The 22,141-nt window shown below is 44.6% G+C and carries 17 protein-coding genes; 2 read left to right on the forward strand and 15 right to left on the reverse strand.

Annotated elements, in window-relative coordinates; all coding sequences use genetic code 11:
- The first annotated feature begins 64 nt into the window (after window positions 1–64).
- Window positions 65–907, forward strand: a complete 843-nt coding sequence (locus tag DW738_RS04300; protein WP_123160427.1) for a DegV family protein — start codon at window positions 65–67, stop codon at window positions 905–907.
- Between the two features lie 363 nt (window positions 908–1,270).
- Here the strand turns inward: DW738_RS04300 and DW738_RS04305 are convergent, their stop codons facing one another.
- The 3 genes from DW738_RS04305 to DW738_RS04315 form a co-directional block, all read right to left on the reverse strand.
- The gene (locus tag DW738_RS04305) at window positions 1,271–2,917 is read right to left on the reverse strand and encodes a hypothetical protein (RefSeq protein ID WP_123160428.1); all 1,647 of its coding nucleotides are present in this window, start codon (window positions 2,915–2,917) and stop codon (window positions 1,271–1,273) included.
- The gene (locus DW738_RS04310; protein ID WP_123160429.1) at window positions 2,907–3,650 is read right to left on the reverse strand and encodes an ABC transporter ATP-binding protein; all 744 of its coding nucleotides are present in this window, start codon (window positions 3,648–3,650) and stop codon (window positions 2,907–2,909) included. The genes DW738_RS04305 and DW738_RS04310 overlap by 11 nt, the downstream gene beginning before the upstream one ends.
- 101 nt (window positions 3,651–3,751) lie before the next feature.
- Window positions 3,752–5,326, reverse strand: coding sequence for a M20/M25/M40 family metallo-hydrolase (locus DW738_RS04315; RefSeq protein ID WP_123160517.1), 1,575 nt, complete (start codon window positions 5,324–5,326; stop codon window positions 3,752–3,754).
- A 444-nt stretch (window positions 5,327–5,770) separates the two neighbouring features.
- Here DW738_RS04315 and DW738_RS04325 point away from each other — a divergent pair, with 444 nt between their 5' ends.
- Complete coding sequence (locus tag DW738_RS04325; RefSeq protein WP_123160431.1) at window positions 5,771–7,222, forward strand: alpha-amylase; 1,452 nt, start codon at window positions 5,771–5,773, stop codon at window positions 7,220–7,222.
- 307 nt (window positions 7,223–7,529) lie between these two features.
- Here the strand turns inward: DW738_RS04325 and trxA are convergent, their stop codons facing one another.
- From trxA to DW738_RS04390, 12 genes are all read right to left on the reverse strand, one after another.
- Entirely contained in the window at window positions 7,530–7,844 is a 315-nt protein-coding gene (gene trxA, locus DW738_RS04330) for a thioredoxin (protein ID WP_006595996.1), read from the reverse strand.
- A 94-nt stretch (window positions 7,845–7,938) separates the two neighbouring features.
- A complete protein-coding gene (locus DW738_RS04335) occupies window positions 7,939–11,010 on the reverse strand; it encodes a CocE/NonD family hydrolase (RefSeq protein ID WP_123160432.1) in 3,072 nt (1,023 codons plus the stop codon).
- A gap of 114 nt (window positions 11,011–11,124) precedes the next feature.
- A complete protein-coding gene (locus DW738_RS04340; RefSeq protein WP_123160433.1) occupies window positions 11,125–13,125 on the reverse strand; it encodes a peptide ABC transporter substrate-binding protein in 2,001 nt (666 codons plus the stop codon).
- 109 nt (window positions 13,126–13,234) lie between these two features.
- On the reverse strand, window positions 13,235–14,020 hold the full coding sequence (gene trpA, locus DW738_RS04345) for a tryptophan synthase subunit alpha (protein ID WP_123160434.1): 786 nt from the start codon (window positions 14,018–14,020) through the stop codon (window positions 13,235–13,237).
- A gap of 2 nt (window positions 14,021–14,022) precedes the next feature.
- Window positions 14,023–15,225, reverse strand: coding sequence for a tryptophan synthase subunit beta (gene trpB, locus DW738_RS04350; protein WP_123159071.1), 1,203 nt, complete (start codon window positions 15,223–15,225; stop codon window positions 14,023–14,025).
- Window positions 15,222–15,803, reverse strand: coding sequence for a phosphoribosylanthranilate isomerase (locus DW738_RS04355; protein WP_123160435.1), 582 nt, complete (start codon window positions 15,801–15,803; stop codon window positions 15,222–15,224). The genes trpB and DW738_RS04355 overlap by 4 nt, the downstream gene beginning before the upstream one ends.
- Window positions 15,790–16,557 carry an indole-3-glycerol phosphate synthase TrpC gene (gene trpC / locus DW738_RS04360; RefSeq protein WP_123160436.1) on the reverse strand — a complete coding sequence of 256 codons (768 nt, stop codon included), beginning with the start codon at window positions 16,555–16,557 and terminating at the stop codon, window positions 15,790–15,792. The genes DW738_RS04355 and trpC overlap by 14 nt, the downstream gene beginning before the upstream one ends.
- Window positions 16,554–17,558 carry an anthranilate phosphoribosyltransferase gene (gene trpD, locus DW738_RS04365; protein ID WP_123160437.1) on the reverse strand — a complete coding sequence of 335 codons (1,005 nt, stop codon included), beginning with the start codon at window positions 17,556–17,558 and terminating at the stop codon, window positions 16,554–16,556. Before trpD ends, trpC begins: the two co-directional genes overlap by 4 nt.
- Window positions 17,559–17,621: 63 nt before the next feature.
- The gene (locus tag DW738_RS04370; protein WP_023027026.1) at window positions 17,622–18,188 is read right to left on the reverse strand and encodes an aminodeoxychorismate/anthranilate synthase component II; all 567 of its coding nucleotides are present in this window, start codon (window positions 18,186–18,188) and stop codon (window positions 17,622–17,624) included.
- Window positions 18,185–19,540: an anthranilate synthase component I gene (gene trpE / locus DW738_RS04375; RefSeq protein WP_023027027.1), complete on the reverse strand. Its 1,356-nt coding sequence runs from the start codon at window positions 19,538–19,540 to the stop codon at window positions 18,185–18,187. The genes DW738_RS04370 and trpE overlap by 4 nt, the downstream gene beginning before the upstream one ends.
- A 490-nt stretch (window positions 19,541–20,030) precedes the next feature.
- Window positions 20,031–21,068, reverse strand: a complete 1,038-nt coding sequence (locus DW738_RS04380) for a M42 family metallopeptidase (RefSeq protein WP_123160438.1) — start codon at window positions 21,066–21,068, stop codon at window positions 20,031–20,033.
- Window positions 21,069–21,393: 325 nt separating this feature from the next.
- Window positions 21,394–21,996: a hypothetical protein gene (locus DW738_RS04390; RefSeq protein WP_120701793.1), complete on the reverse strand. Its 603-nt coding sequence runs from the start codon at window positions 21,994–21,996 to the stop codon at window positions 21,394–21,396.
- Between the last annotated feature and the right edge of the window lie 145 nt (window positions 21,997–22,141).

Consider the following 22,141-nt stretch of genomic DNA (forward strand, 5'->3'; position numbering starts at 1 on the left):
ATAATTGTAAAAAAAGACTAACTACTTGTCAATGTACAATTTTTTACATTTTGAGGTAATAAAAATGACATGGAAAATTATTGCAGATTCAGGCTGTGATTACCGTACTTATGAAAGCGCTGCACCAGATACAAGCTTTGTTTCAGTTCCCCTTACCATTCAGATTGGTGAGACCATCTATACAGACGACGCTAATCTGGATACAGACAAAATGATGGAAGATATGTATGCAACGACTACTGCTTCCAAATCAGCTTGTCCCAGTCCTGATGACTATATGAGAGCCTTCAAGGGAGCTGACAATATTATCGTTGTTACCATCACTGGTACTTTGTCTGGTAGCCACAATAGTGCTCAAGTCGCTAAAAAACTTTATCAAGAAGAACATCCGACTACCAATATCCATGTGATTGATAGTTTATCAGCTGGAGGTGAAGTGGATCTACTCGTTCGCAAACTCCATCAATTAATCGCCCAGGACCTTGACTTTGATCAAGTGGTCGAAGTCATCACCAAATACCAAGAGAAAACCAAACTGATCTTTGTCCTTGCTAAGGTCGATAATTTGGTCAAAAATGGTCGTCTCAATAAAATTATCGGGACTGTTGTTGGCCTCTTAAATATCCGTATGGTCGGTCAAGCCAGCGATACCGGGACCCTTGAGCTTCTCCATAAAGCCCGTGGCCAAAAGAAAGCTATTTCCACTACTTTTGAAGAAATGCTCAAAGCTGGCTATAAAGGGGGACATATCACCATTGCTCACCGTCGCAACGAAAAATTCGTAGAACAACTCTCTGCCTTGGTCCATGGAAAATTCGCCAATGCGGATATCGAAGTCCTTCCGACCTCTGGTCTATGTAGCTTCTATGCTGAAGAAGGTGGCCTCTTAATCGGCTATGAAATTTAACAACAAACTATAAAAGACTGGAACTCATTCCAGTCTTTTAGAATGTAGACAAACTATTTTAAAGTAAAATAAGTTAAGCGATTCTGCAGAAATAAAAATGAGTTCCAATTTTAAATCGATTCAAAAAAATACCAAAACTTTCCGCTGTGAGAAAAGTGCCTGAAACAATAACGTTTCAGGCACTCGGAATTATTGAGACCTTAGGCTCAATAATTAGTCTTGGAACTTCGAAGAAGTTCGCTGACGTCCGTACTCACCTAAGGAAAGTTTTTAATATGACTTTGTCTTCAATCTGAAAGGCTAGAACTCATTCCAGTCTTTTAGCATAGAGATTCCCTCCAGTATGACTAGAGGGAATCTTTTTTATTCACCAATTTCTTGGTTAAATTTGTAGAAAGTGCCTTTATAAATAAGGTAAGTCGCAAGAGCTCCTATACTAGCAATAAGAAGATAAATCACACTAGCAATCAGGGTGGTGAAAGCCACAGCGGATAGATAGAAAGTAAAGCCTATTAGGACGAGCATGACGATAATAAAGACGAATATCAATAATCCTCTCAGGGCAGCATTTCCTCTATTCCGGTTCATTAGATCCGTTACAGTCGACCAATTAGTCGTTAAGAGCTTGTAGTCTCGTCGAAAAGCGATCACACTCAAACTCAAACTGGTCAAAAACCAAATCAAAAGCATAGCTAGAAGAGAGAGGGGATGAACCCCAAAGTAGCTGGACACCCCTACTAATAGCACAATCGGCAAAGCAGACTGAACGGAAAAGAGAATCCAAAACTTCTTCAAACAATAGCGTTTAAAATCAATCGGAAGGGAACGAAGATAAGCGAAATTTTCCCGCTCCAAGGAGATTCCGATACTGGTCAAGCTTTCTACAGAGTTGAAAACTCCGATCATGAAAGCGATAAGTGACAAAGGAAGTAAATATTGGGGCGTGAGGTAGTTTTCAATTTGAAGGGAAGCTCGCGATGCCCCTAAAAACAAGCCAAAGGTGAAAAGATAAGGAAAGATCGCCATCATAAAGATGACCTGCGTCAGCAAGGTACCATCACTTAGAAGCCGTTTATGATAGGAAACGGTAAAGCGATGGAAGGCCTTCTGATCTCCTACCCTCATCTGGCTCACCCGCTCCTTGACCGCATGGCTGGAAGAAACCTCAAGGGCAGCATCATAGAAATGAGGCAAGACCTGACTCTTGACAAGCCAAAGGAGGACTGCTAGAACCAATATCCAAGCCAACATCCCAAGCAGAGCACCTGAATCCAAAGGATTCAAGATAAAGGTATGAAAGACCTCTATCGGAGGAAAAATACTCGGTTGAGTGACCAAATCACCAGCCACCGAGTGCTCTGATTGGAGCATATTGATATAGAGATAAGCTCCAATGGAGATAAGACTACTCAAGCCAATGATGACGTTAGACACCAAACTCGTGTGCTTCTTAAAGACAGCTGATTTGGTAATCAGGTGAGATAAGAACAAGGTGCCCAAGAAGAGGATAGAGAGGAGAATCATGGCACAAAGAAGGCCAAGAAAGAGCCCCACTAGGATATTTCTCCCTGCTTGGATAGGCAGAATGATGAAATAACTGATCATAGGAAGCAGGGCCATCAAGAGCACTAAGATCACCGAAATACTCTTTCCTGCAATCACTTCCGCATCCGAAAAAGCATAAGGACGGTAAAATTGCAAATCCTTACTCTCGTAAAAGACATTGTAAAAACTCATCAAGCCTTGGGAGATTGTCAAGAGCCCAAAGAGCGTAATCATATTGACAAAGGGACCAGGGCTAGAGACGAAATCATTGGCACTCGAGAGAATCCCAAAAAGGAAAAGATAAAGGAGACCAATAAAAATATAGGTCCGAATGGACTGGGCGGAAACATTCACCTTCCTAGTCGGATTCTTTTCCTGCTTCTTACGAAATTTCGCTAATTGTGCTGGCTGAGTTGCATAGATGATATTGACATCCACTAGGCGACGAACCATCTTAAGACGCATCTGGACTCACCTCTTCTCTTCGACCAGCCAGTCCAAGATAGATGGACTCTAGGCTTTGTTCTGGATGTTGCCCCTTCAGTTCCTCGATGGTCCCATAAAAGATGAGGTTCCCCTTCTTCAGGATGGCAATCTTATCACAGAGTTGCTCTGCCACTTCGAGGACATGGGTTGAAAAGATAACGGTATTCCCCTTATCAGCATGTTCCCTCATCATCTGTTTCAGGTCGTAGGAGGCTTGTGGATCCAAACCAGTCATCGGCTCATCTAGAACCCAGATGTCTGGATCAGATAGGAGAGCTCCGATAACAAAGACCTTCTGGCGCATCCCATGAGAGAAAGACTCAATGACCTCATATCGATGACTTGTAAAGTCAAAAAGGTTGAGCAACTGTTCCAAACGCTCATCACATTCCTGCTGGCTCATATCATAGGAAGTGGCAACCAACTCCCAAAATTCATTGGCTGTCAAACGTAGAAAAAGATCTGGCGAATCAGCTACGTAACCAATTTTCTTTTTGATTTCTAATCGATTGCTGTAGAGATCCTTCCCATCGACTAGAATGCTGCCTGTCGTCGGTGTGATGACACTGACTAGGCTCTTAATCGTCGTTGATTTTCCGGCACCATTATGGCCAATCAAACCGACAATTTGCCCATCTTCAATGGTCAGATTCAAGTGGTTTAATGCCAGATGCCCATCGTAATCTTTTGTGACTCCTTGAAATTCAATCATAGCTTCTCCTATTCCACTTCCCTGATGAAGGAAAACGGTTTACTTATTTTACCCTATATTTTATGCCTCTTTTCCTCTTTTGTCAATGGAAAACTCAAGTATTAGAGCAATTCATCCAAGCGGTAGAGAAGGCCAAAGAGATAACTAGGAATGGTATCTAGGAGATCCTCCCTAAAGACCCGCTCCCCTCTTTGGTGAAGTTCCTTGCCCCAAGGCCCTAAATTGACCGCAGGCACTTGGATCTGTGCAATGCTTTCAAGATCCAACTCGTAAACTTTAGAGGGACTAGCTAAACTATCCAATACAACTTGATAGCTTGCTAAATCTCTCTCCAAGGCACAATAACTGGTGTCGCAAATGCCCATGAAGTACTCTTCCACCTTCAGTGACAAGCCCCTGCTTTCCAAATAGTGGCGATAATCATCTACTAGACTACCAATTTTTAGACTGGTATTCGGTAAAGACCGACAATTCATAGAAGGGTAATAAGGTGGAGCAAAGCCAATAACCACCAGAGGATTTTTCTCACTCAAAAACTCTAAGAAACTTTGAATCTGCTGGATGGCAATGGTCTGATAGCTGACTCCTGATAAGAAAGCTTGATAGGCTCTTTGCTCACACTGGTCTTGGAATCCTGAAAATCCTGCCTTCTTTTGGCAACGATCCAGCAATTCTTGATAGCTGATGACTCTTGGCTGAGAGATCACATGGTCTTGCCCTGCTTGGTCCTGAAGGGACAGGTATTTGACATAAAATTCATCGACTGCTTCCTGGCTCAACTCTTTGATGCGCTGCAACAATTCTTGAGGAGTCTTTTTCAGATGCAGAACGCTGAAATAGCCCGCAGCATGAAGGACAGTTGATACATCATATTGATCCTTCAAATCCCTCAGATAAGACCAAGAAGGGAGAGGAGACTGCTCTCCCAGAGCTTGGTCAGATAGGTCTGGGTGAAGGTCCAATTTTGATGCGACTGCTACAAGGAGAGACAGAGCATTGATTCCCTTTAGAGGCTCCTTCATATGAGACAAAACTCCTTGGGCGACGACGACTGGCATAAGCTTGCCAACCGTTCCGATATGAAGAACTTTCTTCTTGTCACTCTCTGCTTCAAAGGGCTCTGAATCCACTGCTAACACATAGTCCAAGTCAAACTCATCTTTTAACTGACAGAGTAGACCCAAGGCTCCTCTCATCCCACGTGAATAAGACTCCTCGTCTCCCACAGATAGATAAAGCAGATTTACCTGGCCCCCATCAGGATCTGAGGCATATGCTTCTAGGACTCCTAGCTGGAGCGCTAAGGCCGCCTTCATGTCACAAGAACCTCGTCCGAATTGCCATTGGCCAGAATTTAGGTCCTCCTGCATTTCTGAGCGTAAATCGATGCCCTTCAAGGCTTGAACCAGTGCCTCAGAATCCAAAGCTATTGGTGCTAGAGGACCGTAATCTTCTAGATCTACCGTATCATGGTGGTGAAAAAGAATCACTGTTTTTTTCTTTCCCTTATCGACCAAAGCCCAGTTGACACTACGATGGAGATGATCATTGGGAAGAGGGTAGCGACCAAAGTGATGGAGATGAGTCTGGAAATATGGAATAGCACCAATTCGCTGGTCTAAATAATCCTCAATGGCGCGCTCACTTTCAGTATTGGTAAAGCTGGGAATTTCCATGGCTTCTTGAAATATAGTGGCAATTTGGTCTTGGAACTGTTCTATGGATTTCAATGGAGGCCTCCTTTTAATGATAATAGCTATCTCTCCTAGAAAGAGTCTATATTACCCCTATTCTAGGACCTTCAACCTGCTTTCAAACAGGATCACAACTAAACTTACAGCAGGGAAAGCTATCTGGACTTTCCTTCCTGTAAATCAATTGATAGAGACACTTCTTCAACCTGCAGGGTCTTTTAAGACAGATTGAGCGAACTTGAATAAAAATAAAAAAATAGTTCCTATTCATGGGGCCAAATCCCTCTCTCCGATCCATACAAGACCTATCTTTTTACCCATTTATACACTATGAAATAAAGACAGCGCTTTCGAGAGCATAAACCTTTGCCCTATCCTTTCATTTTTGGTAAAATAAGGCATTAATTCACGAAAGATGAGAAACAAATGGAAAATCAAACCTTAATGCAATATTTTGAATGGTACTTACCTTCGGATGGTCAACACTGGTCCCGCTTAGCTGCAGATGCTCCTCACCTAGCAGACTTGGGTATTCGTAAAATTTGGATGCCTCCTGCTTTTAAAGCCACTTCTGCCAATGATGTCGGCTACGGCGTCTATGACCTCTTTGACCTTGGAGAATTCGACCAAAAAGGGACTGTTCGGACCAAATATGGTTTCAAAGAGGACTACTTGCAAGCCATCCAAGCCTTAAAAGAAGCTGGAATCCAACCCATGGCCGATGTCGTTCTCAACCATAAAGCAGCTGCCGACGGTTTAGAAACATTTGAAGTGGTCGAAGTGGACCCTAACGATCGGACCATCGTCTTGACAGAGCCTTTTACGATCAAAGGTTGGACAAAATTTACCTTTGATGGTCGAAATGGGGCCTACAATGACTTCCACTGGCATTGGTACCACTTTACTGGTACCGATTACGATGCTTCCCGCAATAAGAGTGGGATTTACCAGATTCAAGGGGAAAACAAAGGTTGGGCGCAAGACGACCTCGTTGATAGTGAGAACGGAAACTACGATTACCTCATGTACGCCGATATCGACTTTAAACACCCCGAAGTGATCGAAAACCTCAATCAATGGGCAGAATGGTTTATTGAAACAACTGGGGTTCAAGGCTTTCGTCTAGACGCTGTTAAACACATCGACTCCTTCTTCATGAAGAACTTCATCCAACAAATTACGGACAAATATGGAGAAGATTTCTATGTATTTGGTGAGTTTTGGAATGGGGATGAACAAAGCAACAATGACTACCTAGCCAGCATTGACTACAAGTTTGACTTAGTGGACGTTGCCCTCCACCAAAATCTCTTTAGAGCTAGCCAAGAAGGGGAAAACTTTGATTTAACGACTATTTTCAATGGTACACTTGCAAGTAATCATCCAGAAAGTGCGGTAACCTTTGTCGATAATCACGATACCCAAAGAGGACAAGCCCTTGAGTCCACAGTTGGTGAATGGTTCAAGCCTGCTGCATACGCCCTCATTCTCCTCCGCGAGGCCGGACTTCCATGTGTCTTTTATGGAGACTACTACGGGATTTCAGGTGAGTTTGCCCAGCAAGATTTCCAAGCGGAGCTTGATCAACTCCTTCGTATCCGCAAAGACTTAGCCTACGGTGAACAAAGAGACTACTTTGACGATCCTAACTGTATTGGTTGGACGCGGTCTGGAACTGAAGAGACTGCTCCTATCGCCTGCGTTATTTCAAATGCTGCTTCATCCGCAAAACGGATGGAAATCGGCCAAATCTATGCAGGACAGACTTACTACGACGCTTTAGGAAATTACCAAGATACCATCCAAATTGAAGAAGACGGTTGGGCTGATTTCCCAGTCTCAGACCGCTCCGTCAGCGTATGGGTTTTAGCAGACTAACTAGAAAATAAGATTGACTGAAGAGGCTGGGACAAAAGTTCTAGCCTTTCAATTGTCTTTGGATTGTCGAGCAAGACGCAGTGGTTGAGTGGGACGACGAAATCGAATTCTAACGAATGACCGATTTCTGTCCCACTCTCTTTCTTATATTTTATAGCAAACTACAGGTTCATTCTAACACCTTAGGAAAGCGCTGTCAATTCTTTATCTGATTCTGTTAACAACTTCATGAAAGAAAAAACTCGCTCACTTCCTCAGTTGGAAATGAACGAGTTTAATCATCTAAGAAGCAAGGGCTTCTTTTTTGTTAGCTTAATTCTGCAACAATCGCTTTGAGTTGTTCTTTGGTATGAACACCAGCAACTTGTTTCACCACTTGACCATCTTTCTTGAATAAGAGAGTCGGGATGGACATGATGCCGAAGTTGCGAGCAGTGTTTGGATTTTCATCCACATCCATCTTAAAGATTTTCAAGTCATCTTCATGGATTTCTTCTGCCAGCTGTTCTAAGATTGGTGCCTGCATCCGGCAAGGACCACACCAAGTTGCCCAGAAGTCGACCAAGACCAAACCTTGGCTCGTTTCTTGTTCAAATGTTGCATCTGTTAGTACGTGTACCATAGTTCCTCCTTTGATCAGTGATTCTCACTAATCTCTCATTGATAGTTCTATTCTACACCAAAATTGAAGTTTTTAGAAATATTTGCTACGTTCCTCAGCCTTGGTTCTCCTCTTTCTTTTTCTTCCAGAAAAGAAGGCTAGACAAGAAGAGGGTACCTAAACCATAGAATCCCATCCATTCCTCTGCGCTACCTGTTTGAGGAAGCTGACCTGCTTTTTCTTGTGCTGGAGTTGCTTCTTTAACCGTCTCAGAGACAAATCTTTGTCCATAAGCAACAGATAGAGCCTCTGGTTTTGCCGTTTCTTTCTCAGCTGATTTGACGAGAGGAAGTAGACCTGGACTAGCAGGAATTTCTGGTTTTCCATATCTTTCAGGCTCTGGAAGGACTGGCAGATGGTATTCTTCGATTGAATGAATTGCCGGTTCTACCAATTTTGCTCCTTGAATCTCAGGAAGGGCAGCATATGCTGTATCAGCCGCGTTCGGAAGATAAGAGGCTACCTGGGAACGAGTCCCTTCTACGATCGGAATAGTCGCACGGATCGAATCTGTCTTGAATGTCACTTCATAAGGATTCTCAACGGTTAAGTCTGATGGATCATAAGTATTGAAGACTAGGGCTAGCTTGTGTCCTTTTTTAACCGTATAAAGGTTTGGTTGGAGATGGACCGTATAGTCGTGGAATTCTCCAATTTTTGGCTCGATGCTATTTCTTGAGCTCGCTGAATCATAGCCAGACTCAGGGTTGGCCAGGTTGATCCAACCTTTTGCGATGACCTTATACTTGGTCTTGATGGTTTCGAATTCAGCCACAGAAAGGTTGCTTAAATTGCTACCCATCCAGAAGCCATCTGCTTTTTTATCCGCCTTAACCCCACCGTTGCCGACCACATCAAATTCTTCATCCGATACGTCGACTAAAAGAGCATTGATTTGGAAGTTCTTTCCTTTCCCCTTAGCAAGGGCTGCCTTGAAGTGTACAGGGATATGTCCTTTGATAGTGGTGTCTTCTGTCACTTCCGATACGAAGGTCATGTTGGCTTTTGAAGAACCTTGGCTCACGGTTTCATCACGCTTGGCAACTTCGACACCAGCTCCAGCATAATCGCTCGAAATGGTTTCTTCCAAGCGTTTCGACTGCGCATTGAGGAAGAGGCGCTGCGTGGTCTTCCAATTATCATAAGTGGTCCACTTGCTTGGATCATAGTTGTTTTGCGCCAAGACAGCTGGTAAATTTTCGACGTGATTGTCCACTCCATATAGGTAATGGGTCAACCAGGTATTGAGCAGGTCATAGAAATCTTGGCCATTAGCCTGAATACCATAACCACGGGACATAGCCGCTGGATAGACGTGGTCTCCTTGGTGGAGATAGAGTTTGACATTTTGCCCTGCCTTCTTAAGGGCATCGTACATGAGCTCAAAGTGTTTGGTCTTAACATTGTCATCATTCAAGCCATGAACCAGAAGGGCACTGGTCTTTAATTTTTCAGGATTGAGGGTATAATCCCGTTCCTTCCAGACATCGCTGTAATTGCGTTCATGTGCATTTTGATCCTTATTGAGCTGGTTGATGTAGTTGGCATAATTTTGCCAAATACCAGCCCAGTCAGCTTCATCCAAGATCCGAGTCCCTACGTAGAGGGATAACCAAGAAAGGTCACTGTATGGTGGGTTCCCATAGGCTGTTCCTTGACTGTTAAAATAGTCATACCAAGAAGCAATCCCAGCAGCTGGTACGATGGTCTTCAAACCTTCGACTCCTGTCGCTGCGACACCAAAGGTCGTAGTTCCAGCCCAGGATAGACCAGTCATGGCGACATTTCCTGTAGCCCAATCTGCCTTGATTTCGACATTGCTAGTCTTATCTGTGTAGGCTTTTCGCTTGCCATTGACCCACTCGATAATATTCTTGAAGGCATTGATTTCCAGATCAGACCCTGTCGTATTGAACCCTTCTGATCCCTTGGTTCCTAGACCAGCACTGGAGATAAAGGCATAACCTCTGACCAAGAAATAGTCATACCAGTTTAAGTTTTCGTAGTCATAGATATACTCGTAGGGACTATAGTAATACCAATCCGAAGCCTTGGCTTTCTTGGCTGCTTCGACTGTCGAAGAGCTTCCGACTGCCTGGCGTTTAGCTGGTTGCTCCCGCAATTTCTTCATATCGTAAGAGCCATCTGTCGGCAAGCCCAAGCTTTCAAGGGTCACATTGTTCTCATCCAAGGTTCCTGCTACATATGGACGCGCTTCGAGAATGGTCGCCGCCTTAAAGTCTCCCCTGGCCACCGCCTTAGGCAACTGGACAATCGCCTTGACTAAGTCTGGCTTGCCATCCCCATCTGTATCGTAATCGGTCTCTACATAGACTGGGAAGCGAACAATTTCGCTATCCTCATAGTGATAGTCTTCATCTGCTTTTTCCCCTGTAGTATAAGGGAAGATCGGCTGAGCTCGCCCGTTTAAAAAGAGAGGAGCTTTCTTTTCAGAGCGATAGGCATCATAGAGCTTCTTGGCAATGCTGTACATATTAGTCAGCTCTTCCTGACTGACCTTACGATTCAAGTCCTCCTGGCTACTAATCATTCCCAGACTTTTAGCAAATCGTTCCCGATCTGCGGTCGATTGACCAGCCTGTTTGGGATCCTTCGCAGCCCACTGAAGCAATTCATCAACAGCATTTTGAACGGTTAATTCCTTGTCCTTAAGGTCACTATTTACCAAGCTGCCTGTATAAGAAGTTAAGGCTTGTCCTGTTGCTGGAGAAGCTGCTCCTGGCGAAGCTGCAGGGCTAGCTTGGTCACCTGTTCCCTGAGGCGCCTGTGGGATGTTTGTTTTTTCAACAATCGTAAGAGCCTTGTCTTGACCAACTTGCTTGTCGACCCTCTCTGTCTCTGCCGGATCTATTGGACTCGCTATTGTTGGTTCAGAAGTCACGTCTTCCTTCTTTTGATCCACACTTGGGACTGATGCAGTCTGATCCGCTTGAGATTGGGAAGCTACTCCTTCAGAAGCTACAGGCTCAGGAGCCACCTGAGTCACGACTTCTTTCGCTGGAGAAAGCTCTGGTAGATTCTCATCTGCTGCCACCACTTGATTTAAGATAAAGGGAGCTAGCAGGAGGCTAGAAGCCACCATCGACACCATTGTTTTCTTTTTCATAAAAGAGACCTCGCTATTTTGTAATCAATATAGCTATTATACTATGTAAGCGTTTTTATATCAAATTCTTTTCAACAAAAAAATCGAGGCAAATTTGCCTCGATCAAAAGATGTTTATTTCACATGATCTTTTAATTCTTCTTGAGCTTTTTGGTTAGACTCTGCTTGCTCTTTCTTCCATTTTTCGAGAGCTTTGTTGTAGTCTTCGGTTGTTACAGCCTTGTCTTGAAGTTCCATACCTTTATAGACAACGTTGTCTTTTCCTTTACCACCGGTCCAGCCAAATGGTGCTGAGAATGGTACAACACGAGTCAAGAATGGACGACCAGTCTTAGATGTTGTTGGGATGACCAAAGCACTATCTGTCAACCAAGCTTGAGCTGCAGCATATTTCTCATAACGTTTGTTAAGGTCTTGTGTTTCAGCTCCTGCTTCTGTTACCATCTTCTCAAAGTCGTACAAACCAACTTTCTTAGCTGCCTCATTGTTTTCGCTTGGGTCAAATCCAAGGAAGGTACGAGTGTTTTCACCAGAAGATGCTTTCAAGATATCAAGGTAAGTTGATGGGTCTTGATAGTCAGGGCTCCATCCAACGTTATCTGAGATATCCCAGTCTTCGTCTTCTGCTTTTGCAGCAAAGAGGGTTACGTTCAAGAGGTCTTCTTTGGATACCATATGGATGTCGACAACGACGTTTTCTTTTCCAAGCGTACTTTCAACCGATTGTTTGAAGGATTGAGCACGTTGAACCTTAGATTGAGTCGTTTGGTCTACTGGCATATCCAAGTGGATTGGGAATTTCACACCATCTGCTTCAAGTGCAGATTTAGCTTTCGCAAACTCTTCTTTGGCTTGTTTTGCGTTGTAAAGACCATTTTGACCATCGTCAAGATTTGCATCTTTCCACTCGTCTCCATAAGTCACCAACTCAGATTTAACCATCTCACCGAAGCTCTTACCATCTGCTTGAACGAATGTAGGTGGGATGTACAAGTTACGGATCAGTTTGCTTGCTCCATCTTTACCATTTGCTTGGGCAGCATAGGCTTCACGGTCAAAGGCAAAGCTGATCGCTTGACGGAAGTCCTTGTTCAAGAGAGCTTTCTTAGTAGATGATTTTTCTTCATCAGTTGTTTTTGATGTGTACTTGTATGACTGACGATCGATGTTGACACCGATAACGAAGGTGCTGGCATCTTGAGGGGTGTAGATGATTTCATCTTTAAACTTCTTAGCTTGGTCTGTAAATCCAGGTCCAGTTGGGAACAATTTAGCAAGGCTAAGAGCGTTGTCCTCAAATGAGTTGGCCAATTTACTTTGGTCTTGACCATCATAGTATTCTAGCTTAACGTCTGTGATGTGAACATTGTCTTTATCCCAGTAGTTTTCATTCTTGCTCATCTCGATAGATGATTTAGAAGTGAAGCTCTTCAAGATGTAAGGACCATTGTAAAGAAGAGAGCTAGTATCACTTGCTTGGGCAAATTTATCCCCTTTAGATTCTACGAACTTCTCGTTGATTGGGAAAGTGATCCCAAGAGTCAACTTAGAATTCCAGAAAGGCTCTGCCTGGTTCAAAGTGATTTGAAGTGTATGGTCATCAACCGCTTTAATACCTAGATTTTTGAAGTCTGAAGTCTTACCTTCAACATAATCATTCAAGCCCTTGATGGAGTTTTGAATGATGTAGAGCATTTCAGACTTGTGGTCAGCAGCATATTTGATCCCTGCAACGAAGTCATGAGCTGTCACGTCCGCATACTCTTCCCCTTCTGAATCATACCATTTGGCATCTTCACGAAGTTTGTAAGTATAAGTCAAGCCATCTTTTGAAACTGTCCAGTCTTTAGCAAGTGAAGGAATCAAATTTCCATACTTGTCGTTTTCAAACAATCCATCAATCAAGTTTCCTGTGATTTCATGGGTTGCAGCTTTACCAGATGTGATGTAGTTCAAGTTTTCAGGTTCTGTCTCATAGACATATGAGAATTTTTGACCTGCTTCACTTGATTTTGAGCTTGAGCTTGATGATTTAGAACCACCAGAACATGCTGCAAGAATACCTGCTGAAAGAAGAGCTACTCCTGCAAGAGCAATGACATTTCTTTTTTTCATAGTTTACTCCTAATAAATTTTTAAGGTTGTCTTAAGATTATACCACAAAGATTTTCAGAAGAGAAGTAATTTTCTGAAAATTTATTAAATTTTGTAATTTTTCTTATCCTTAGCATTTATTAAAGTGGGAACCATAGTCTACAAAGTCCTTGACATCGCTGGTTTTGCCCTCATGAAGGTCCCGAACAATTTTCGATCCGACGATGACACCATCAGATACCTGATTAAAGCGGTCGATATCTTCCTTAGTGGAGACTCCAAAACCTGTCAGTACTGGAATAGTGGCCAAGTCTCTCAAGGTCGCCAAGTGCTGATCCAAGTCATCCCGGTAGTTCCCCATTTTTCCAGTCACCCCATTGATGGCCACCGCATAGATAAAGCCTTCTGCTTCTTGGATCAAGGTCTTCTGGCGTTCGATGCCAGTGGTCAAGCTGACCAAGGGAACGAGGGCAATGTCACTCTCTTTCAAGTAAGGGGCAATCATATCCGCATGCTCATTTGGCAGGTCCGGAATGATCAAACCTTTGACTGAAGTAGAAGCTAATTCGTTTATAAAGGCTTCTATCCCATATTGGTAGACCGGATTGATATAGGTCATGATGACTAGGGGAATCTTGGTCTCTTGTTCTTGGAGTTTTTTCACAATAGCTGTTAAGGTCACGCCCTTCGCTAAACTGCGTTGCCCAGCCATTTCGATGACTGGCCCATCCGCTACAGGATCAGACCAAGGAATACCCACTTCAATAGCCGATGCTCCACTTTCTTCCAAGAGCTGGATGGTATCAAATAGGCCATCCAGTCCTTGCTCGTGATCCCCCGCCATAATGTAAGGCACGAAGATCCCATGCTTACTGTCTTTGATGGCTTGTAAATACTCTGTTAGTGTTTTCGTCATTTCTACTTCCCTTCTGCTTCAAACCGTTCTTTTACCTGCATGACATCCTTGTCTCCACGACCAGATAGGCAGACGATGAGCGTTTGATCTGGACTCATTTCCGCTGCGACTTTTTGCGCTAGAGCGATAGCATGACTGGACTCCAAGGCTGGGATAATCCCTTCCAAACGTGAAAGCAATTGAAATCCTTCAAGGGCTTCTTCATCCGTGATCGCATCATAGGTTGCCCGGCCAATTTCATTGAAATAGCAATGCTCTGGACCCACACCAGGATAATCCAAACCAGCAGAGATGGAGAAAGCTTCCATGATTTGTCCATGGGCATCTTGAAGCACTTCCATCAAGGCTCCGTGAAGGATTCCTGGACGACCTTTGGCAAAGGTAGCTGCGTGTTTGTCCGTATTCAAACCAAGGCCAGACGCCTCTGCTCCGTACATAGCTACAGATTCATCTTCTACGAAGGGATAAAACATGCCAATGGCATTGGAACCCCCACCGATACAAGCTAAGACCGCGTCAGGAAGTTTTCCACCTGAGACCTCTGCAAACTGACGTTTCGCTTCCTTACCAATAACAGATTGAAAATCTCGAACAATCTCTGGGAAGGGAGCTGGTCCGAGGGCAGATCCCATGATGTAATGGGTATCATCAATCCCAGCTACCCATGCACGAAGGGCCGCATTAACCGCATCTTTTAGCACGCGAGATCCGTCTGTTACACTATGAACTTTTGCTCCCAAGAGCTCCATCCGAAAGACGTTGAGAGCTTGGCGTTTGACATCTTCCTCCCCCATGTAGATGGTACACTCCATCTCGAAGAGAGCCGCAGCCGTCGCAGTCGCTACCCCGTGTTGACCAGCCCCTGTCTCTGCGATGATCTTCTTCTTGCCCATCCGTTTAGCCAGCAAGACCTGCCCAAGGGCATTGTTAATCTTGTGAGCCCCTGTGTGGTTGAGGTCTTCCCGTTTCAGGTAGATTTGTGCTCCACCGATGTGCTTAGAAAGACTTTTGGCATGGTAAAGTGGAGTCTCCCGTCCCACATAATTCTTGAGCAAGTCATCCAATTCCGCTTGAAAGCTTGGATCTGCTTTGGCTTCCCTATAAGCCTTATCGAGTTCAATCACGGCTGTCATCAGGGTTTCTGGAACAAACTGTCCTCCAAATTTTCCATAAAATCCTTTTTCATCCGGTAGTTGATAGTTCATGCTTTCGCTCCTTCTATAAATGCTTTTATCTTTTCTATATCTTTGCGACCGTCCGTTTCGACCCCCGAGGATACATCTACTGCATATGGCTGAAAGGTCTCTCTAGCTTGGCGGACATTGTCCACTGTCAAGCCCCCTGCTATAAAGAAGTCCTGCTGGATCTTCTGATCTTTCAGCAAGCCCCAATCAAAGGCTTGACCACTCCCAGCTACTGGAGCATCAAAGAGCAGATAATCTGCCTGGCTGCTTACTTGGGCTTCCTGATCACTGAGCTGGATCGCTCGAATGACGGGAACTGAAATCAATGGAATCAGAGCTTCATCAAAGGTTCCATGAATCTGAACCATGTCTAAGGGAACCTGACCAATGGCTTGCTCCAAGTCCTCTAGACTCGGTGAGACAAAGACTCCGACAATTTTGGTCTTGCCAGTCACCCGTTTTGCCAATTCCTGGGCTTGCTCCAGACTGACTTGTCGTTTGCTCGCAGCGAACACAAAACCGATATAGTCTGCGCCTGCTAGGACAGCTGTCTCCACTGCTTCCACTGTAGACAGGCCACATATTTTAACCTTTGTCAATTTGTAACTCCTTGACCTTTTCTGCTACATCCCCTGCTGTCATGAGAGCAGTCCCTACTAAAATTCCATTGAAGTAGGGAGCGACTAGGACTGCATCTGCTCCATTAAAAATAGCGGACTCAGATATATAAACGGGCCGGTCTTTGAAATGCGTAGACAATTCAAGACTGGTATTCAGATCCGTTTCAAAGGTGACGAGGTTCCGGTTGTTGACCCCGATGATGTCAGCCCCAATCCGATGGGCTATTTCGAGCTCAGGTAAGTTATGGGTTTCTACAAGAACCTCCAAACCAAGCTCCGTTGCAAAGTCATAGAGTTCTTTGAGCCGGGCTTCTGGTAGGGCTGCGACTATCAAGAGAATGACTGTAGCTCCCGCATTGCGAGAGCGGACAATTTGTTTCTCATCAATGATAAAATCTTTGGCCAAGGTTGGAATCGTCACCTGGCAAGAAATCTCACGAAGGTAGTCTAGATTTCCCTTAAAGAAGACTTGGTCAGTCAAGACCGAGATCATGGCTGCCCCATTTTCTTCATAGGTCTTAGCTTGGGCGACAATATCCACATCCAGATTGATATCCCCCATACTAGGACTAGCCTTCTTCACCTCGGCGATGATTTGTAAGTGCTCTTGATCACTCTTGAGAAAATCATAGAGACGGTAGGTCTGACGAAGAGGTTGTAGATCTTCCATGACCATTTGAGCCACCTCTTTTTCTTTTTGTTCTAGAATCGTTGGTAGAAAGGCTTTACTCATACTTGAACCTCTTGTAAGTGTTGCAATTTAGCAAGGGCAGAACCATCCGCTATCAATTGGCGCGCCAACTCTACACCTTCTTTGATCGTTGCGACTTTTCCATTAGCAAAGAAGCCAAGACCAGCGTTGAGAACCGTCGTTTCAAGATAAGGGCTGGCTTCATTCTTCAAGACACTGAGGAGAATCGCAGCATTTTCCTTGGCATCACCACCTGTAATTTCGGACAGCTCCACCTTTTCCATCCCCAGATCTTCATAGGTAAAGGTATGCTGGCTGATGTTCCCATCTTCTAGCAGGGTGTAGGTATTGGTCCCATAGAGAGCCGCTTCGTCCATATTGTCAGGACCTGTGATGACCACTGCACGTTTGCGTCCCAACTGTTGGATAGCATGGGCGACAATTTCTTGCAATTCGACACGATAAAGACCCATGAGTTGTGTTTCTAGATCCAGCGGATTCGCCAGAGGGCCGACCAGGTTCATGATCGTTGGAATCCCCATAGCTTGGCGAGCAGGGCCAATGAAGCGCATAGCCGGATGCATGGTCTGAGCAAAGATAAAGGCCAAACCAACCTCGTCCAAAGCCTTAGAGAGGGTTTCTGGCGAAGCAGCTACGTTGATGCCAAGCGCTTCTAGGACATCCGCAGAGCCTGACTTGGAAGAAACCGAGCGATTGCCAGCCTTGGCCATGCGGATCCCTCCAGCAGCCAGAACGAAGCAAACCGTCGTTGAAATGTTAAAGCTATAGGATTGATCGCCACCAGTCCCACAGTTACACATGGCATCTGAAAAGGTCTCGGGTAAAACCGTTACATGGGCCTTTAAGGCGCGCACAATCCCTGTAATTTCGTCCGCTGTTTCTCCCTTGGTTTTGAGTCCCATCAAAAAGGCAGCGATTTGACTTTCTGATAGTTGGTTCTGCAAGATTTGATCAAAGACTTCTTGAACTTGCTCTTGGGTCAAGTCTTGGCGATTAGAGATTTGTAAGAATAGTTCTTTCATAAGGGTTTCCTCTTGTCTTTTCTACACGTTTATTAGGTATTCTATCTGCTTGGAACTGCCGGTCTAGTCTAGGACTAGCTTCACAAAATTTTCGATCATTTTTAGGCCATCTGGACTACCGATACTCTCAGGATGGTATTGAAGGCCATAGATGGGCAGACTCTTGTGTTGAATGGCCATGATTTCTTGGTCGTCCGTAGTAATGGCCGTGACCTCAAATTCTTCTGGCATTTGATCAACGACGATCGAATGGTAACGCATGATGGGTACTTCATTGTCAATATCCTCAAAAATTGGTGAAGGTGTTTCAAAGGTAATCTGGCTTTGTTTGCCATGCATGACATTCTTAGCCAGGCGCAACTTGCCACCAAAGGTCTCCGCCAGGGCTTGGTGACCTAAGCAAATCCCCAACATAGGTTTCTTACCTGCAAAGTCCTTGATCATGGCTTCCATTTGACCAGCATCTGCTGGCCAGCCTGGACCTGGAGAGAAGACGAGGGCATCTGCTACTTCCGCCTGCTCATACAAGCGCTCATCATCATTTCGCAAGACCTCAACCTCTGTAAAAGTTCCCAAGTATTGGGCCAAATTATAGGTGAAGGAATCGTAATTATCCACTAATAAAATCATTGAACATCTCCTATTCTTGTCATTGATTTTGCCTTGTTAATCGTTTCGTAAAATTCATTCTCCGGAACACTGTCGTAGACAATCCCTGCTCCTGCTTGGACGTAGGCCTTTTGATTTTTGAGGATCATGGTCCGGATAGCAATGGCAAAGTCCATATCTCCTGTCGCAGAGAGGTAACCAATAGCTCCCGCATAGACCCCACGTTTTTCCTCTTCCAACTCATAGATCCGACGCATGGCCCGAATCTTAGGAGCTCCAGAGACTGTTCCCGCTGGTAGGGTAGCTTTCAAAGCATCTAAGGCTGTTAGGTGAGGCAGGAGTTGCCCCTTGATCACACTGGTCAGATGCATGACATAACGGAAGTACTCCACTTCCATATACTTGGTCACTTCGACCGTCCCGTTTTGGACGATTTTCCCGATATCATTGCGCCCCAGGTCCACTAACATGCGGTGCTCAGCTGTTTCCTTGACATCGTGAAGGAGTTCATGAGCCAAGGCTTGGTCCTCTTCCTCCGTCGCCCCACGAGGACGGGTTCCAGCTATCGGATTGGTGGTCACCTCTCCTTTTTTCACCGATACCAAGCTTTCCGGACTGGCCCCAATGATTTGGTAGTCCCCAAAGTCGTAGAAATAGAGATAGTTTGATGGGTTGGTCACGCGTAAATTTCGGTAATAATCCAAGGGATCTCCTTCGAAGTCTGCTGAGAAGCGTTGACTGAGGACACACTGGAACATATCACCTTCTCGGATCAGTTTCTTGGCCTTGGCCACCATCTCCATAAAGACTTCTTTTTCGATGTGGTTGCTGAAGTGCAGGGCCTGCAAGGCCTGAGGGGTGAACTCATTTGGTGCTTGAGTTTGTAGATCAGTCACCACTTTCCCCAGTGATTGGCGGACTGCATCATTGCTCCGACCAGAGTAGATATTGTCCTCCACCACATATACTTTTTCCTTCTTGTGGTCAAAGATCAAATAGGATTCGTAGATGAAGAAATGCATGTCTGGTGTCCCGATGGTATCCTGAGGAATCCTTCCAATCTCCTCATAGACTCCGATCATATCATAGCCCGCAAAGCCGATAGCCCCTCCGGCAAAAGGAAGATCAGATGTCAGCCCCTTTACTGTTACCTGGTGGAGGTAGTCAAAAGGATCTTGCTCCAGTACCTTGCCATTCTCATAAAGGATGCCATCCTGATAGGTCACCTCAAATACTGGATTATAGGCCACGATAGAAAAGCGGGCATTCTCCTTTTCACGCGGGATTGACTCAAGGATGACCTTATGGTCACCTTGGACACGCATGTAGGCTAGAATGGGGGTTAAGGTATCAGCTGGTAAAATTTTTTTCATAGGAATTCCTTTCTTTTCCTAGGGACGAAGCGATGCAAGTCCTGATCCAAGCACATACAATACTCTTCGAAGTTAGCAAGCTGACCAACTTCAACAGAATACAAAAAACCTCACAGAGTAACACTCTGTGAGGGCATTAAATCGGGTTTAACACGGTACCACCTCAGTTAATGGTCAAAAGGGTAGAAAGCGACCATTATCTCTATCTCCTCTAACAAGGAGTTGCACGATAAGGGGTGCCTACCGAGAAGAATATGTGTTATCCTCTCCTACTCTAAACAATCAGCCCAATGTTCACTAATCCCGACTACCTGCTCACAATACCCGCAGGCTCCCTGAAAATCTTAGACTAGTTACTTTCTGATTTACTACATATTTTACTACATTTTTTTGGCTTGTCAAGAATTTTTTGACAGTTTATCCTAAAAAATCTACCCAGTCAACTGGACCAGGCAGACTCAATCCTATGTTTTAACCTTGAAAACGAAGCTTATTTCACCAAGTCACTCTTGAGATAGGCATCGACCATACGCTCTGTCGCCACCACAGAATCTACATGGGTCCGCTCATAGGAGTGGCTAGACTCGATCCCTGCTCCGAGAAGACCATGCTTGACTTCTGCACCTGCGCTCATGGCTGCAGAGGCATCCGAGCCATAGAAAGGATAGATGTCCAGTTTGTAAGGGATGTTTTGCTCCTTGGCCAAGGCCACCAAGTGCTGGCGGAAACCATAGTGGTATGGACCAGAAGCATCTTTGACACAGATAGAAACTGTGTACTCGTCTGTCTGCTGGTCATCTCCCATCGCCCCCATGTCCACTGCTAAGTATTCAACCGCTTGAGCTGGGATGCTAGAGTTAGCCCCATGTCCCACTTCTTCAAAGACAGAAAAGGCAAAGTGAGTCGTCACTGGTAGGGTCACGCCTTCTTCCTTGTAGACGCGAAGGAGATTAAGCAAGATGGCAGCGCTGACCTTGTCATCCAAGTGACGAGACTTGATAAAGCCTGTATCTGTGACGATGGTCCGAGCATCAAAGCTGATAAAGTCTCCGACTTCAATCCCCAAGTCACGGGTTTCTTTTTCAGAGGTCACTTTTTCATCCAAGCGCACTTCCATATTGTCCTGAGTCCGCTCCACAGTTCCCGCATCCTTGTAGACGTGGCAAGAGGTTTGGTGGACAAGAATAGTACCCGAATGTGTCTTTCCTGTATTGGCCACATGGACGGTACAGTTTTCCCCTTCGATCATGTTCCAAGGGAAGCCACCGATGCGATCCAGCTTGAGACGACCATCTGGTTTCACAGCACGGACAATCGCTCCCAAGGTATCCACATGGGCTGTGATGTAGCGGTGTTGCTCGTCATTCTCACCCTTGAGGACAACGGTTACGCCTCCCTTAGCTGTCCGAACAGGGCTGTAGCCCATGTCTGTCAAAGTCTTGACTAGATAGGTAGCCACTTCTTCTGTAAAGCCTGTCGGTGATGCGATGGCTGTGAGTTCTTTTAGATATTCAACTGTTTGATTCATGAATTTCTCCTTCAATAATCTGCTAGTACGATTATAGCACGACTGCCCCTAAAAGACTAGCTCAGATAGAAAGCAAAAAAAGGCTGGGATAAAAGTCCTAGCCTCTCAATTGTCTTTGGATAGTCGAGCAAGACGCAGTGGTTGAGTGGGCTCTACTACGCTGATTTCATCAGCTTTTACAGCCCTACTCAACTGTGCGGAGGTGGGACGACGAAATCGAACTCTAACGAATTACCGATTTCTGTCCCACTCTCTCTTTCTTTATTTCTTTTCAGATCCAATCTACAGCTGAGGAAACTGAGTCCCCACAGAGAAGACAGGGGCCTTAGCTACTCAAACCTCCAACAAACTTATAAGCAGTTACCAAAGCATTTGTCATGGTATCACGGGTTGCTTTGAAGGCCTCAATAAAGGCTGCACGGTGCTCTTCTGGGAAAAGCGTTGTATCATCTCCAAATTGAGTAAGAGTTTCATTCACAGAAGCCAACTCTTCATCCATCTTCTTGATACCAGGTTCCAAGGTCTTGAAGTAAGATTCTTGTTCAGATTTTGGCAACTTTTCACCCAATTCATTGGCATGCTTCTTGTAATTTTCAGCTAGTTTTGCATAAAGTCCCTTGATATCCCCGATTGTTTTCGCATTTTCAATTTCCTGATCTGTTACCAAAACAACTTCTGGAGCTGTTGCTTGAGCGCCAGAGCCTGAAGTAGACTGACTAGAAGAGCTGCTTGTATCATCTGTCAATTCAAATTTCTTTGATGAAGATGATTTCTTCTTAGATGAGGAAGACTTCTTAGAAGAAGATTTCTCCACCTTGCTTGAAGACTTCTCTGAAGAAGCCTTTGGTTTTGCAGTTTGATTTCCCGAACATGCGACCAAGGTCAAGACCGAGAGAAGGGTAATACCGCTTGCGACTAATTTTTTCATGGTTGACTCCTATTCATAATTCATTTATAGAATTATATCTAAAATTATTTCGATTGTCAAAGCATTATAATATCTTAGCTCCTTCTGCTGACGGTACATTTTTAAGATGAGATAGACCTTCTACCCATTATAGACCTTTCTTAAA

This window comes from Streptococcus sp. AM28-20 (assembly GCF_003603595.1).
In the GTDB taxonomy this organism is placed as follows: Bacteria; Bacillota; Bacilli; order Lactobacillales; family Streptococcaceae; genus Streptococcus; species Streptococcus ilei.